We start from the raw sequence: 12,755 nt of genomic DNA on the forward strand, positions 1-12,755 counted from the left end.
GAAGCCTCCCGGTATCGCCAATACTCCCGGACCATATCGGCGACCGTGCGCCGACCTATCGCAGCGGAGGTGCTCGCGGCCATTGGGGCGTGTGGAGACCGCACTCCCTCAGGGTTGAACAGCGGATCAAACGTCGCCGCCTGCCTGCCGTCCAACTGATCTCGCGACACTGCAATGTCGGCTAGCAAGGCTCGTCGGACGAGATTGATCAAGTACGCGTACTGGGACGTGGAGCGATCTACGACGGGAACCGCCGCCTTGGTCCGCGAGTGCCCCAGCTTTCGGGTCCTCGCCGCCATGCCCGCGTCGAGCAGGAGCCTGTTGGCGGCGTTTTCCACGGGGTCCATGTCATGCGGATCAGGCGCACGGATACGGCTCTCGTCGTCCGCCAGATGGTCCAGATGGGTGCGCGCATCGAGCGTGTCGAAGGACGGCTCCCGCAACGCGGCCCGCTTTCGGAACCAAGCGCCCACGAGCGTCTCGATGTCGGCATCAGACAGGAGTTCGAGCCGCCCCGTCCGAAGTGCGGCCTGCACAGGGCCCTGAGCCGCTAGCTCGGATCGCAGTTCGTGAAACCGGCGCTCGATGTCGGCCAGCCGAAATGGATAGCGCCGCTCGGCCTCCCTTGGATCGGTGGTCCCCAGGCTTATGGCGATCTGCTCGCGGCTTTCGACATGGCGCAGGTCCATGGGCACGCGTTTTTTCACGTACCACGTGCTGCCTCGGCGGTAGACGCCAGGATAACGGCCCAAGTCGATCTCGCTCAAAGTGGTACACCAATGTGTGACAGGTGGAGCCGAGAAGCTGTTCTGGACCAAAGACTTGTGCTCGGACAAGCCCTTAGGAAGACGCTGGTGGGCCCGGTAGGACTCGAACCTACAACCAGACCGTTATGAGCGGTCGGCTCTAACCATTGAGCTACAGGCCCCTGCAGCGGCCTGCGGGTTAGCATGGGCTGCACGTCCATTAAAGCCGCCGTTCAGCTTGGCCTTGTCATGACGGAACCCTGTCCCCCCGTTCATCGTTCGAGAGCGGGGTGGTACAGTCAAGCTCGCACCCCTTTGGGAGACATCGATGAAAACCTTCGTCCGCGCCGGCGCCCTCAGCCTGCTCCTGGCCACCACGGTGGCGGCGCCCGCCGCCTTCGCCCAGGCCGCCCCGCCCGCCGCCGACTCCATGTTCCGGGCCACCACCCTGAACCTCTCGGCCTATGGCGAGACCCGCATCGCGCCCGACATGGCCACCATCAATCTGGGCGTGAACACCGAGGCCGCGACGGCCGCGGCCGCCATGGCCGCCAACGCGACCCAGATGAACAAGATCTTCGCCGCCCTGCGCCGGGCCGGCATCGCCGACAAGGACATCCAGACCTCGGGCCTCAGCCTCAACGCCCAATACGACTATGTGGAGAACAACCCGCCCCGGCTGCGCGGCTACCAGGCCAGCAACCAGGTGACGGTCACCGTCCACGACCTGGCCCGCCTGGGCTCGGCCGTCGACGCCACGGTGAACGCCGGCGCCAACCAGGTGAACGGCATTTCCTTCGGCCTCAACGACCCCACGGCGGCGGAGAACGCGGCCCGCGAGGACGCCGTCAAGGCGCTCAGCGACAAGGCCAACCTCTACGCCCGGGCCACCGGCTACCGCATCGGCCGGCTGGTGACGCTGAGCGAAGGCGGCGGCTACACCCCGCCGTCTCCCATGCCGATGATGGCCATGGCGCGGATGGACAAGGCCGAGTCCACCCCCGTGGCCGGCGGCGAACTGCGGGTCCGGGTGGACGTCACCGGGCTCTATGAGCTGACGCGCTAAGGCGATCGCTCCTCTCCCGCTCGCGGGGGAGGAGCTATTTCTTGATCAAACCGGCCGCGGCGAAGGCGGCGCTCAGCTTGTCGGCGATCACCACCCCGGGCGGGGTCTTGTCGCCCTCCATGACCGCGGCGTAGACCAGTTCGTCGTGGGTCTCGACCCCGCCGGCGGCCCAGGCCACGGTGCGCGCGCCGTCGGGGGAGCTGTCGCAGCTGACATTGGCCGGCGCCCGACTCTTGGCGGTCACCTTCAGCAGAGCCTCCACCGTGCGGGTCGCCCCATTGCAGGCCGGCAGGACCCGGCCGCAGGTGACGGCGGAGCCGAAGCGGTAGACCACGTCGCCCGATCCGGTCTCGCCGATCAGCACGCAGGTGCCCGGATCGCCGACCCGCTGATTGACCGCGGCGTCCAGGGCGGCCTTATCGATGCCCTTGGGCGCGCCCGGCGAGCAGGCGGCGAGGCTCAGGCCCGCCGCCACCAGCAGGGCGAGCGCGCGCATCAGGCCGCCTTCTTGATGTCGTTGGCGTCGTCCAACAGCACGACGGTGGGGGAGTAGTTGCGGGCCTCCTCGGCCGGCAGCAGGCCGTAGGTCACGATGATGACCTTGTCGCCCTTCTGCACCAGGCGGGCGGCCGCGCCATTGACCCCGATGACCTTGGAGCCGCGCGGCGCCTCGATGGCGTAGGTGGTGAAGCGGGCGCCGGTGGTGATGTTCAGCACGTCCACCTGCTCGTGCGGCAGGATGCCCGAGGCGTCCAGCAGCTCGCGGTCGATGGCGATGGAGCCTTCGTAGTCCATGTCGGCCTGGGTCACCGTCGCGCGGTGCAGCTTGGCCTTCATCAGGGTGACGAGCATGGGCGCTTCCTTACGCAAGGCGCGGGCGCACACTGGCGCGAAACCCGCGTCGACAACGGCTGTGCATATAGCCAGCAACCGGGGCCGGTTCAATTGCGGCGGCGCAACAAACCTGACGCCGCGTCAAGTCGCGACGCCCGCCCCCGCTTCAATCAGCGGGAGAATTCGCCTGTCTTTTCGGCGCGATAGGGGGAAAACCGAATTGGGTTGCAACCGAGGGTTAACAGCGTGCGTCAAATGCGCCAAGCTTGGCGACGACGCGGGGGGTGGCCAATGCGTAGTCCAAGCATCCGAGCTCTGATCGCGGCCGGCGCCGCGCTGACCTGCGTGACCGCCAGCGCGCAGACGACGCCGACACGCCCCGCCCTCACGCGTCCGGGCGTGCTGGCCGCGCCGGCGACCGTGGACCCCGGGGCCCGCCCCCCGAGCCCCGATGGGATAGACTGGCGCGGCGCGGTCGGCGGCCTGCGCCAGAGCGGCAATACCGGCCCGGGCCTCGGCCGGGGCCTGGACCCGGCGGCGGTGGACAAGACCAAGTTGCCGATCCTGCTGCCGGCCGACGCCGACCTGATGGGCGGGGCGCGGCTCTATTCCTTCGGCGACTACTACTCGATCACCGCCAATCTGAGCGGGGCGCGGGTCTCCCTCACCGGCGCCGCGGAGACCACGCCCCTGCCCGCCGGCTCCAAGCTGAACCTGCCCGCCGTCGGTCCCGAGCAGCTGGTGGTCCAGCGCACGGTGGACGGCCAGCTCGCCAGCTTCGTGCGCTACGGCGTGCTCTACACCGTCGAGCTGCGCTGCGACGCGCCGTCGGACGCCCGCTGCCGCACCGAGGGCTTCGTGCGTGGCCTGGTGGCCAAGAGCACCGTCGTGGTGATGGGCAAGGCCGCCCGTCAGGCCGCCGGACTGGGGGCCTAGATGCGCGCGCCGCTCGTCATTCTGATCCTGATCCTCCTCGCGGTGCTGGCCCTGGTGGGCTACAATTCCGGCTGGTTCGGAAGCCCGCCCGTCCCCGGCGCCGGCCCTCCCGGAACACCCACCGCCTCCGGCGCGACGACGCCCTCAGGCCCGGCCGCCGAGCCGGAGGAGCCCGTCGGCGACGGCGGCGTCGAGCAGCTTCCCGACGAGGCCCAGCCCCAACCCGCCGCCGATCCCGCCAAGACCCCCGACGCCCCGTCGGCGGGCAGCTTCGGCCACTTCCCGGCCGGCGACCTGATCGCGAAATCCGGCTCGGGCTATCTCGACCGGACGGTCTGGTCGCCCGACCTTTGTTTCCCCTTCGCCGAGGCGGCCTTCGCCAACTCCCAGGTCTATGGCGCGGGCGGCGGCATGGGCCCGAAGGACAAGCCCAGCCAGTGCGACTCCAGCAACTACAGCCTGCCCTGGCGCGACAACTTCTGTGAGAGCCGGGGCTACGCCAGCCCGCTCTGCGTGTCCGGCAAAGGCCACCAGGGCCAGGACATCCGCCCGGCCACCTGCAAGAAGGACCTCCACTGGGTGGTGGCCGCCGAGGCCGGGATCATCACCGACGTCGGGACCTACACCGTCACCCTCACCGGCGCCGCGCCCCCCCACCGGGTCTACCGCTACCTGCACATGCGGATGAACCAGCTGGCGGTGAAGGAAGGCGACAGTGTCCAGGCCGGCGCCAACCTCGGCAAGGCCTCCAACGACTTCGGCGGCACGCCCACCACCATCCACATGCACTTCGAGATCCGCTCCGGCGTCGCCGGGACCTCCACGGACGGCAAGGCGGTGAAGCTGCACACCTTCCTGCCGCCCTATCAGAGCCTGGTGGCGGCCTATGACCGCAAGCGGGCCGGACAGGCGTGCCACTAGATCGATTTCCTCCCCCGTTTACGGGGGAGGAAAAAGAGGCAGCAGGCGTGAACGATCTTGCTGGCTTTCCGCGCCGCTGCTGGGGCCTGGGGGAGGGCTAGAGCAGCGTGCGTTCATCGATCCTCACCGCCAAGCGCGCCAAATCCCTCCGGCGATCGATGACGCAACCCGAGGTCCTGCTCTGGTCCCGCCTGAGGCGCCGCCTCCCCGACCAGCCCGCCTTCCGGCGGCAGCATCCGCTGGGTCCCTATATCCTCGACTTCTTCTGCCCCGCCGCGCGACTCGTCGTGGAGATCGACGGCCATCGCCACGGAGAACCAGAGCAGATGCGGCATGACCAGAGGCGCGACCGCTTCCTCATGGCGCGGGGCTTTGCCGTCCATCGCATCGCGGCGTCGTCGGTCTTCGAGGATGTCGACGAGATCGCCGATGGCCTGCGCGTCCTCGCCGCATCGATGATCGGCCCCTAGCGCCGCCCTTTTCCTCCCCCGTGAAGCGGGGCGGAATGGGGGAGGAAAAACTAGCATACGGCCGCCGCCCCACCTCCAGCGCGCCCTTTCCTCCCCCGTTCCGCTCCGCTTCCCGGGGGAGGAAAGGCCGTGCCGGGCTATCAAGCCTGCGGCAGGGGCGCGAGGTCCGGCGCCAGCCAGGCGCGCCGCGCCGCCACGGAGAACAGCCGGTCCCTGCTCCAGTGCGCCAGCAGCCAGTCCCGGTCGCCCAGGGGCGAGGCCATGAGATGGTCCGTCACCTCGTGCAGCGGCTCGGCCGGCGGCCGGCCGGCCAGGACGCGGGCGGCCTGCGCGATCGAGGCCTGGGTGATGGTCTCGTGATAACCCTCGGTGTCGGTGTTCGCCCCGCCGACCGCCTCGTTATAGGCCCGGATCAGACCCGGCATCCGTTGCGCCGTCTCCGCCACGCCGTGGCGGCGCAGCAGCCACAGGGCCGCGGCGAAATGGGCCGCGTGGGTCCATTCGCTCTTGGGCAGGGATCGGTCCAGCAGGCCGGCGCCGATACGCTCGATGGCCGCGTCACTGGCGAAGAACTTGGTCATTGGGGGTCTCCTTGGCGAAGGCCCGGACAGCAAGACAACCCCGCCGGCCGGGCGGGGTGGGTGGCTCATTCGAAGAGGTTCGGGACCTAGCCCGGACCGATCGCGCGCACCCGCACCGCCAGAAGGCGGCGTTGCTGTTGCTGGGTGCGGGTCAGGACGAGAGCCATGGCCCCGCTTAAGCGGCGGGGCTCCGATCTGTCAATCGCAGGCGACCCCTACGGGTTCTCGTCCTCGTCGGACGCATGAATGTGGTGCAGCAGGCGGTGCAGGACCGGCGCCAGGATGATCCCGGCGGTGGCCACCAGGAACAGGCCCGAATAGATCGCATAGCCCCCGGCGAACAGCTTGCCGGCGTCGGTGTTCGGCGCGCTCAGGGGCCCCATGCCCGACAGGATCATCGCGGCCTCGGCGAAGGCGTCGATCCAGGGCTTGGCCTCATAGGTGTGATAGCCCCACATCCCGGCCGCCAGGGAGCCGGCGATCAGCACCAGGGTCAGGATCACGTTGCGGATCAGGCGGAAGATGAACACCCAATGCGGCGCGATCGGCTCGCCGACCCGTTCATAGGCCATGGCGGCCCTCCCCTTTTGCTTGACGGCGCCTGCGTCACCCGACGCAATCACGTCACAGAACACGGGGCATCATGGACCCGGGATCAGCAGGGTGGAATGACGATGGACGGCGATCAGTCTTTGGGCGGCTTCTCCACCGAGGGTCTGGCGCAGATCGCGCCCAATCTGCAGGGCGTGGTGGACGCGGGCGACCTGTCTGGCTTCGTGACCCTGCTGTGGCGCAAGGGCGAGGTGGCCCAGGTCAACACCCTCGGGATGCGCGACATCGCCGCCGGCTTGCCGATGACGCGCGACACCCTGTTCCGCATCGCGTCGATGACCAAGCCGATCACCTCCGTCGCCCTGATGATGTTGGTGGAAGAGGGCAAGGTGAGCCTCGACGACCCCATCACCAAATGGGCGCCCGAGTTCTCGAACATGAAGGTGCTGAAGTCCGCCACCGGCCCGCTGGACGAGGTCTATGACGCGCCCCGCGACATCACCATCGACGACCTCATGACCCACCGCTCGGGCCTGGCCTACGGCTTCACCTCGGTGGGGCCCATCGCGCACGCCTATGAGAAGGCGCTGGGCTCCCCCATCGGCAACCCGCACGCCCCGGACATCTGGATGGAGCGGCTGGCGGAGCTGCCGCTGTCCTATCCGCCAGGCGATCGCTTCCACTACAGCCACGCCACCGATGTCCTCGGCTTCCTGGTGGGCCGCATCGCCGGCATGGGCTTCCGCGAATTCCTGATGGAGCGGATCCTCGGCCCGCTCGGCATGACCGACACCGACTTCTGGTGTCCGCCGGAGAAGCGTGACCGGATGGCCAAGCTCTATCGCGTCAATCCGGAGACCGACAAGCTGCAGGACGTCTCCTTCCTGCATGAGGACGCGCCCCCGGCCTTCTGCGGCGGCGGCGGCGGCCTGATCTCCACGGCCGACGACTACCTGACCTTCGCGCGCCTGATGCTGGGCAAGGGCGAGCTGAACGGGGTGCGACTGCTGAAGCCGCAAACCGTGGAGCTGATGACCACCAACCGCCTCACCGACGCCCAGCGCGAGATCCCCTTCATGGGCATCCCTTTCTGGATGGGCCAGGGCTTCGGCCTCGGTCTCTCGGTGATCACCGACCCGGAAAAGCAGGCCTGGATGGGCGCCGGCTCCAAGGGCGCCTTCGGCTGGCCCGGCGCCTTCGGCACCTGGTGGCAGGCCGACCCGGCGGAGGACATGGTCATGCTCTACCTGATCCAGAACTCCATGCCGCTCGGCCCCGAGGCCGCCAGCCAGCTGGCCACCGGCCAGCGCATGGGCGGTCGCGTCGCCCTGCCGGTGTTCCAGAAACTGGTCTATGGCGCCCTGGGGAAATAGGCCCTAGGGCCTGCCCGCTCAGTTATTGCTGAGCGGGTCGCGCGCCGCCACGCACATCGGCTGGCCCCTGTAGAGGTCGCCGAGCAGGCTGCCGTCACGGGCGGCGTCGCGGCGCGCGCGCTCATAGGCCAGGTTCTCCGCCGGCGCCTTCTGGCCGGGGCCGCAGACCGGGGCGATCACCCGGGCGCCCTGGTGGCAGAGGCAGAAGTCCTCGCGCTTATCGAGCCGGCTCGCCGGGACCCTGCACACCACCGGCAGGCTCTGGCCGCCAACGTCGATGCAAATTGTCCGCTCGGTCGGCGGATTGCTCATCGGCCCGGCCAGGGCCGCGCCTGCGGAGCCCGCCAGGGCCAGGGCCGCGATCATCGATGTGCGGATCATTGCGAAAATCCTTCGTGATTTCGATAGCATGACAGGCCAGGACGGTGGCGGTTTTCAGGCGCCTGAATTCGTTCACCATCTTCGCTGGCGAAAGCTTTACCGCGGGGGGTTCAGGGTGGGGCCAGGAGGCCTGATCCATGAACCCCATCGCCACGGCCCAGTATGGCCTGTTCGCCGCCACCCGCCGCTTCGAAGCCTCCGCCCAGCGGACGGTCCAGATGGGCGATCCCACCGCCGAGGTCGACTACACCCACGAGGTGGTGGAGCAGATCACGGCCAAGCACGAGTTCAGCGCCAACCTGGCGGTGATCCGCACCGCCGACGAGATGAGCGACAACCTGCTGGATATCCTGGCCTAGACAAGGCCCCCGGCGCCCGCTAGCGCGGACGCATGTCCACCCGTCCGCTCTTCGTCACCCAGGTCTATGAGGCCACCCTCGCCGCCGAGCGCGGCTTTTCCGAGTTCAACGCCGAGCTCGAGGAAGCGGCCCACATGCTGGCCGACGAGGACCTGGCCGGCCAGGCCTGGTGCCGCGAGCACGCCTATGGCGGCTACACCTCCTACGCCTCCCTGGACGACCTGCCCCAGCGGGCCAGCGTGTTCGGGGCGCTGAAGACCAAGCTCGACAAGCATGCCCGGGCCTACGCCAAGGCCCTGGAGCTGGACCTGGGGCGTGGCCGGCTGCGGATGGACAGCCTGTGGGTCAATGTCCTCAAGCCTGGGGCGGCCCATTCGGGGCACATCCACCCCCACAGCGTCATCTCCGGCACCGTCTATGTGGCCACACCGAAGGGGGCCAGCGCGCTGAAGCTGGAGGATCCCCGCCTGCCGCTGATGATGGCCGCCCCGCCGCGCCTGGCCGACGCCACCGAGACCGCCAAGACCTTCGTCTACCTGCAGCCGGAGCCGGGCTCGATCCTGATGTGGGAGAGCTGGCTGCGCCACGAGGTGCCGCCCAACGCCGCCCGGAAAGAGCGGATCTCCATCAGCTTCAACTACGGCTGGCGCTGAGGTTTTCCGGCGTACTTGGTCCCGAAGAAGTCGCCCTTGTTCCAGGCAGGCCGTTCGGCGGCGTCGGTCAGCTCCCGCGTCACCTCGTAGTTCAGCCGCGCGAACTTGGCGCCGGCGTTCCAGTTGATGGCCTGGCTCAGGTCGTCGCTGGGTTTGTGGTAGCGCTGCGCCAGGAAGGTGCGGAATTCCTTCTCCCCGCCATTGGCGAAGCCGGTCATGAAGAAGACCGCCGGTACGCCGACCTCCACGAACCGGTAGTGGTCGGAGCGGGTGAACAGGCCTTCGTCGGGCATGGGATCGGGGGAGAGCGCGATGTTCATCCCCGCCGCCGCCCGGCGCACCGCCGGCCCGATGCTGGAACGCTCGGCGCCGAAGGCCACCACGTCGGTGAAGTCGTAGGTCAGGATCGGCATGTCGAGGTCGACGTCGGCGACGATGCTGGAGAGCGGCACGGTGGGATTGCGCGCGAAGTATTCGGCCCCCACCAGGCCCTTCTCCTCCCCGGTGTCGAGCAGGAACAGGATGGTCCGCTTGGGCGGCTGGCCCGAGGCCATGAACATGCGGGCCACCTCCAGAGTGGTGGCGCTGCCCGCCGCGTTGTCCAGTGCGCCGTTGTTGATGGCGTCGCCATTGACGGGCTCTCCCACTCCCAGGTGGTCGAGGTGGGCGCTGAGCACCACCACTTCATCCTTCAGCTTGGGATCGGCGCCCTCGATCAGGCCCAGGACATTGGAGCTTTCCACCGGCTTGATGGTGGTGGCGAAGGCCGCCTCCAGGGTGAGCGGCAGGGTGAAGCGCGGCGGATCTGCGGCCTTGGACTGGGCCATCTCGACGATGCGGCTGAGGTCGGCCGGGGCGCCGGCGAACAGCTTCTCGGCGCCCTTGACGCTGATGGCGGCCAGCAGCGGCGCCTTGGGCGCCACGGCGAAGGCGCCGCCGGACGTCGTGCGCCAGCTCATGCCCCAGCTCTTCCACTGGCGCGCGGCGTTGGCGAAGGGATAGAGCTTCTCGTCCCCCGGCGTGCCGACCTGGAGGAAGCCCACCGCGCCGCGGGCCTCGGCCAGGGCCCGCTTCGTGCGCCCGCTGGCGTAATAGGCCCGTTCCTCGGTCTGGTAGCCCGCGGGCGCGCCCGACAGGGCCACGACGATCTTCCCCTTCACGTTCAGGCCGGCATAGTCGTTGCGTTTGTGCTCGGGCGCCACGACGCCGTAGCCGACGAAGACCAGGGGACCCGACACCTTGGTCTGGGCCGCCACCGGATTGCGGCTGACAATATAGTCCTCGCCAAACACCAGGGGGATGGCCTTGCCGACCTTATCGCGCAGCACGAAAATCCCCTGGTCTGCCGCCTGGTAGGCCACCATCGGCACGTGCTGGAAATAGGTCCCCCTGTCGCCGCCGGGTTTGAGGCCGAGCTGGGCCATCTGGGAGGCCACATAGGCCGCGGCGATGTCGTAGCCCGGCGATCCCGCCTCGCGGCCCTGTAGCAGGTCGCTGGCCAGGAAGGTGACGTGGGCCTTGATGTTGTCGGCGCTCTCCTGGACCTCGGCCGCGGAGGGTTCGGCGGCCCACCCCTGGGTCGCCGACAGCGCCAAGGCGCACGCCGCCATCATCACCTTGCCTAGACTCATCGACGCCTCCCCCGTTTGTTGGGGCGAGCTTAGAGGAGCCCCAAGCGGCGGGGGGTTAAGTTGCTGTAACGCAGCGCGTCGATGTTACCGGCCCAGGGAGGCTTCAACCTTGGCCGCGCATGTGGTGGTGTGAGGCATGGACACCGCGCCGCTTCCCATCCCCGCCGGCCTGGAGCCGCTCACCGCCCGGGCGGTGGTGCTGGGCGAGCGGATCGACACCGCGGGCCTGGAACGGCGCGACGCGCTTTCGACCGCCCCGCTGTCCTTCCGGGTCGGCCATGGGCTGGTGGTGGTGTTCCGCTACGGGGTGGCTGTGCTGATCGGCCTGGACCCCATCGCCGAGGACGAGGTGCTGCGCGGCATCCGCCCCCGCGTGCAGGGCCACCTGGACATCCACGAGGAAGAGACCATCCGCCTGGCGGCCCGGGACGACCAGGACGAGGGCGTCCAGCCCGACGGGGTGGTGCGCATCGGCGCCCTGTCGCCCGACAAGCTGCTGGTGGTGGCCGACGCCGTGGCCAAGAGCGCCGCGCTCGCCCACGACGAACGCCAGGTCGCCCAGGTGTTCGACACCATCGAGCCCTGGGCCCGGGTCCTGGCCGAACAGGGCCGCAGCCCCAGCGGCCGGCGCGCCATGGTCAAGCTGATCGGCTCAGCCCTGCTGGTGCAGCACCGGGTGGCCGAGCGGGTGGCGGTGCGCGAAAAGCCCGACATCCTCTGGGACCGCCCCGACCTGGAGCGCCTCTATGCCCGGTTGGAGGACGAATACGAACTGGTGGAGCGGGCCGAGACCCTGGGGCGCAAGCTGGACCTGATCGGCGACACGGTCACGGTGATGACCGACCTCATCGACACCCAGCGCTCCCTGCGTCTGGAAGCCATCGTGGTGGGGCTGATCCTGCTGGAGGTGGCGCTGACCCTATTCCAGATGGCCACCGGCGCGGCGGGTTAGCGGCGGCGAACAGGAGCCCGGTCATCGAACTCGCGCGCGACCGGCGCCAATATCGCCAGCGGCGTTCGGCTATCGCGCCTCAGGGGTCGAAGCGACCCTCAACCAGGACATAGACAACACGGCCGTCGGCGTCTGCGATCGGCGTCAGGCGCACATCGATCGGCAAGGGCTTGCCGTCCTTCACCAGTTCCACCGCCATCTGCGTGGCCTTTCCGGACGCCGCGGCCCGAATCGCCGCCTGCAGGCCCTCGGCCGCCATCGGCCCCACCGCCAGATCGACGCCGAGCCAGGGCGCCTCCCAGAGCGGGGCGCCGATGAGGGGATGGTCCGAGGTTGTCAGCGCCTCGCCAGCCCGGTTGATCTCCACGATGGCGCCGTCCGGGGTCAGCAGGGCGATCGCCTCGGCGGCGTGGTCGAACACCGCGCGGACGCGCCGCTCGCTCTCCTGCAGCTTGTCGCGGGCGCGGTTGCGCTCGGTCACGTCGCGCAGATGGGCGGTATAGGTCAGGGCGCCGGCGGCCATCACCTTGGTGATGGTGGCCTCGAGGGGAAAACTCTCGCCGGACCGACGGCAGCCTCGGACCTCCGAGCGCTCGCTCATCATCCGGGACGCCTGTTTGGAGTCGCGGAAGCTCTCGACGTATCCGGTGTGCGTCGCTCGCGCCTGCGGCGGGATCAGCATGGTGAGCGGTTGGCCAAGCACCTCCTCGGCGCGGTAGCCGAACATCTGCTCGGCGGCGAGATTGAAGAGGATGATCCTCTGGTCCGCATCGATCGAGACGATGGCGTCCTCGGCCACCATCAGGATACGCGCGGCCCTGAGATTGCTGTCCTTCAACGCGACCTGCTCCTGCCGACGGGCGGTGTTGTCGCGCACCGTGATGAAATATCGCTGACGGTCGCCAATACGGCCTTCGCGAACGCGCACCTCGACGGGCATCTCGCGACCGTCCCGGCGGCGGGCGGTTAGGTCCAGGAAACGGGACTGTTCCAGGTCCGGTTCGGCCGCCCAGCGGGCCAGCCACTTGACGGGATCGGCCCGGCGGCCCGGTTGGGGCGGCACCAGGACGGTTATGGCCTTGCCGACCACCTCTCCGGCGCCGTAGCCGAGCAGGGTCTCGGTCGCCGCGTTGACGAAGGTGATCAGACCATCGGGCGCGGCGACGATGACGGCTTCCGGCTAGCCGTCGAGCACGGTCTCGTGAAATCCCTGAAGGCTCGCGTCCGCCGGATGTGTGGTCTCGCTCATATCCATGTTCCTTCCCGCCACCCCGACGCCCCGGGGACACCCGGGGCGTCG

The 12,755-nt window shown here is 69.0% G+C and carries 16 protein-coding genes and 1 tRNA gene; 8 read left to right on the top strand and 9 right to left on the bottom strand.

The window, feature by feature from the left end; all coding sequences use genetic code 11:
* Positions 1 to 767: DUF6538 domain-containing protein (locus Q7T09_RS14800; RefSeq protein WP_304700675.1), on the bottom strand; the 767-nt coding region annotated here is incomplete at its 3' end.
* A gap of 85 nt (positions 768 to 852) precedes the next feature.
* Positions 853 to 928, bottom strand: a tRNA-Ile gene (locus Q7T09_RS14805).
* A 146-nt stretch (positions 929 to 1,074) separates the two neighbouring features.
* Between Q7T09_RS14805 and Q7T09_RS14810 the strand changes: the two genes are divergently transcribed.
* Positions 1,075 to 1,812, top strand: coding sequence for an SIMPL domain-containing protein (locus Q7T09_RS14810; protein ID WP_304700677.1), 738 nt, complete (start codon positions 1,075 to 1,077; stop codon positions 1,810 to 1,812).
* A gap of 34 nt (positions 1,813 to 1,846) precedes the next feature.
* Here Q7T09_RS14810 and Q7T09_RS14815 read toward each other — a convergent pair whose 3' ends face one another.
* Together Q7T09_RS14815 and panD are read right to left on the bottom strand one after the other, a co-directional pair.
* Positions 1,847 to 2,308, bottom strand: a complete 462-nt coding sequence (locus tag Q7T09_RS14815) for a hypothetical protein (protein ID WP_304700679.1) — start codon at positions 2,306 to 2,308, stop codon at positions 1,847 to 1,849.
* Positions 2,308 to 2,664 (bottom strand): aspartate 1-decarboxylase, encoded by a 357-nt coding sequence (panD, locus tag Q7T09_RS14820; RefSeq protein WP_304700681.1) that lies wholly within the window; start codon positions 2,662 to 2,664, stop codon positions 2,308 to 2,310. Before panD ends, Q7T09_RS14815 begins: the two co-directional genes overlap by 1 nt.
* Before the next feature lie 273 nt (positions 2,665 to 2,937).
* On the opposite strand from panD, the gene Q7T09_RS14825 reads away from it, so the two are divergent.
* From Q7T09_RS14825 to Q7T09_RS14835, 3 genes are all read left to right on the top strand, one after another.
* The gene (locus Q7T09_RS14825; RefSeq protein WP_304700682.1) at positions 2,938 to 3,582 is read left to right on the top strand and encodes a hypothetical protein; all 645 of its coding nucleotides are present in this window, start codon (positions 2,938 to 2,940) and stop codon (positions 3,580 to 3,582) included.
* Positions 3,583 to 4,503, top strand: coding sequence for a M23 family metallopeptidase (locus tag Q7T09_RS14830; RefSeq protein ID WP_304700684.1), 921 nt, complete (start codon positions 3,583 to 3,585; stop codon positions 4,501 to 4,503). It abuts the gene before it with no gap.
* Between the two features lie 107 nt (positions 4,504 to 4,610).
* On the top strand, positions 4,611 to 4,973 hold the full coding sequence (locus tag Q7T09_RS14835; RefSeq protein WP_304700686.1) for an endonuclease domain-containing protein: 363 nt from the start codon (positions 4,611 to 4,613) through the stop codon (positions 4,971 to 4,973).
* 140 nt (positions 4,974 to 5,113) lie between these two features.
* On the opposite strand, the gene Q7T09_RS14840 is transcribed toward Q7T09_RS14835, so the two are convergent.
* Positions 5,114 to 5,554 carry a hypothetical protein gene (locus Q7T09_RS14840; RefSeq protein WP_304700688.1) on the bottom strand — a complete coding sequence of 147 codons (441 nt, stop codon included), beginning with the start codon at positions 5,552 to 5,554 and terminating at the stop codon, positions 5,114 to 5,116.
* Between the two features lie 215 nt (positions 5,555 to 5,769).
* A complete protein-coding gene (locus Q7T09_RS14845) occupies positions 5,770 to 6,126 on the bottom strand; it encodes a hypothetical protein (protein WP_304700690.1) in 357 nt (118 codons plus the stop codon).
* A 102-nt stretch (positions 6,127 to 6,228) separates the two neighbouring features.
* Between Q7T09_RS14845 and Q7T09_RS14850 the strand changes: the two genes are divergently transcribed.
* Positions 6,229 to 7,479 (top strand): serine hydrolase, encoded by a 1,251-nt coding sequence (locus tag Q7T09_RS14850; RefSeq protein ID WP_304700692.1) that lies wholly within the window; start codon positions 6,229 to 6,231, stop codon positions 7,477 to 7,479.
* An 18-nt stretch (positions 7,480 to 7,497) separates the two neighbouring features.
* Here the strand turns inward: Q7T09_RS14850 and Q7T09_RS14855 are convergent, their stop codons facing one another.
* Positions 7,498 to 7,860, bottom strand: coding sequence for a hypothetical protein (locus Q7T09_RS14855; RefSeq protein ID WP_304700694.1), 363 nt, complete (start codon positions 7,858 to 7,860; stop codon positions 7,498 to 7,500).
* A gap of 137 nt (positions 7,861 to 7,997) precedes the next feature.
* Here Q7T09_RS14855 and Q7T09_RS14860 point away from each other — a divergent pair, with 137 nt between their 5' ends.
* Complete coding sequence (locus Q7T09_RS14860) at positions 7,998 to 8,219, top strand: flagellar basal body rod C-terminal domain-containing protein (protein WP_304700695.1); 222 nt, start codon at positions 7,998 to 8,000, stop codon at positions 8,217 to 8,219.
* A 32-nt stretch (positions 8,220 to 8,251) separates the two neighbouring features.
* The gene (locus Q7T09_RS14865) at positions 8,252 to 8,872 is read left to right on the top strand and encodes a TIGR02466 family protein (protein ID WP_304700696.1); all 621 of its coding nucleotides are present in this window, start codon (positions 8,252 to 8,254) and stop codon (positions 8,870 to 8,872) included.
* Here the strand turns inward: Q7T09_RS14865 and Q7T09_RS14870 are convergent.
* Positions 8,857 to 10,503, bottom strand: coding sequence for a M28 family metallopeptidase (locus Q7T09_RS14870; RefSeq protein WP_304700697.1), 1,647 nt, complete (start codon positions 10,501 to 10,503; stop codon positions 8,857 to 8,859). The two genes, Q7T09_RS14865 and Q7T09_RS14870, sit on opposite strands and share 16 nt — an antisense overlap.
* Before the next feature lie 136 nt (positions 10,504 to 10,639).
* Here Q7T09_RS14870 and Q7T09_RS14875 point away from each other — a divergent pair, with 136 nt between their 5' ends.
* Positions 10,640 to 11,455, top strand: coding sequence for an RMD1 family protein (locus Q7T09_RS14875; RefSeq protein ID WP_304700699.1), 816 nt, complete (start codon positions 10,640 to 10,642; stop codon positions 11,453 to 11,455).
* A 79-nt stretch (positions 11,456 to 11,534) separates the two neighbouring features.
* Here Q7T09_RS14875 and Q7T09_RS14880 read toward each other — a convergent pair whose 3' ends face one another.
* Entirely contained in the window at positions 11,535 to 12,623 is a 1,089-nt protein-coding gene (locus Q7T09_RS14880; protein ID WP_304700701.1) for a PAS domain S-box protein, read from the bottom strand.
* Positions 12,624 to 12,755 lie beyond the last annotated feature (132 nt).

This window comes from Phenylobacterium sp., from assembly GCF_030645195.1.
Lineage (GTDB): Bacteria > Pseudomonadota > Alphaproteobacteria > Caulobacterales > Caulobacteraceae > Phenylobacterium.

Bases quoted from the DNA above. Each gene is read 5' to 3' on its own strand.
- Q7T09_RS14810 (WP_304700677.1), top strand. From the start codon at position 1,075: ATGAAAACCTTCGTCCGCGCCGGCGCCCTCAGCCTGCTCCTGGCCACC.
- Q7T09_RS14815 (WP_304700679.1), bottom strand. From the start codon at position 2,308: ATGCGCGCGCTCGCCCTGCTGGTGGCGGCGGGCCTGAGCCTCGCCGCC.
- panD (WP_304700681.1), bottom strand. From the start codon at position 2,664: ATGCTCGTCACCCTGATGAAGGCCAAGCTGCACCGCGCGACGGTGACC.
- Q7T09_RS14825 (WP_304700682.1), top strand. From the start codon at position 2,938: ATGCGTAGTCCAAGCATCCGAGCTCTGATCGCGGCCGGCGCCGCGCTG.
- Q7T09_RS14830 (WP_304700684.1), top strand. From the start codon at position 3,583: ATGCGCGCGCCGCTCGTCATTCTGATCCTGATCCTCCTCGCGGTGCTG.
- Q7T09_RS14840 (WP_304700688.1), bottom strand. From the start codon at position 5,554: ATGACCAAGTTCTTCGCCAGTGACGCGGCCATCGAGCGTATCGGCGCC.
- Q7T09_RS14845 (WP_304700690.1), bottom strand. From the start codon at position 6,126: ATGGCCTATGAACGGGTCGGCGAGCCGATCGCGCCGCATTGGGTGTTC.
- Q7T09_RS14850 (WP_304700692.1), top strand. From the start codon at position 6,229: ATGGACGGCGATCAGTCTTTGGGCGGCTTCTCCACCGAGGGTCTGGCG.
- Q7T09_RS14855 (WP_304700694.1), bottom strand. From the start codon at position 7,860: ATGATCCGCACATCGATGATCGCGGCCCTGGCCCTGGCGGGCTCCGCA.
- Q7T09_RS14860 (WP_304700695.1), top strand. From the start codon at position 7,998: ATGAACCCCATCGCCACGGCCCAGTATGGCCTGTTCGCCGCCACCCGC.
- Q7T09_RS14865 (WP_304700696.1), top strand. From the start codon at position 8,252: ATGTCCACCCGTCCGCTCTTCGTCACCCAGGTCTATGAGGCCACCCTC.
- Q7T09_RS14870 (WP_304700697.1), bottom strand. From the start codon at position 10,503: ATGAGTCTAGGCAAGGTGATGATGGCGGCGTGCGCCTTGGCGCTGTCG.
- Q7T09_RS14875 (WP_304700699.1), top strand. From the start codon at position 10,640: ATGGACACCGCGCCGCTTCCCATCCCCGCCGGCCTGGAGCCGCTCACC.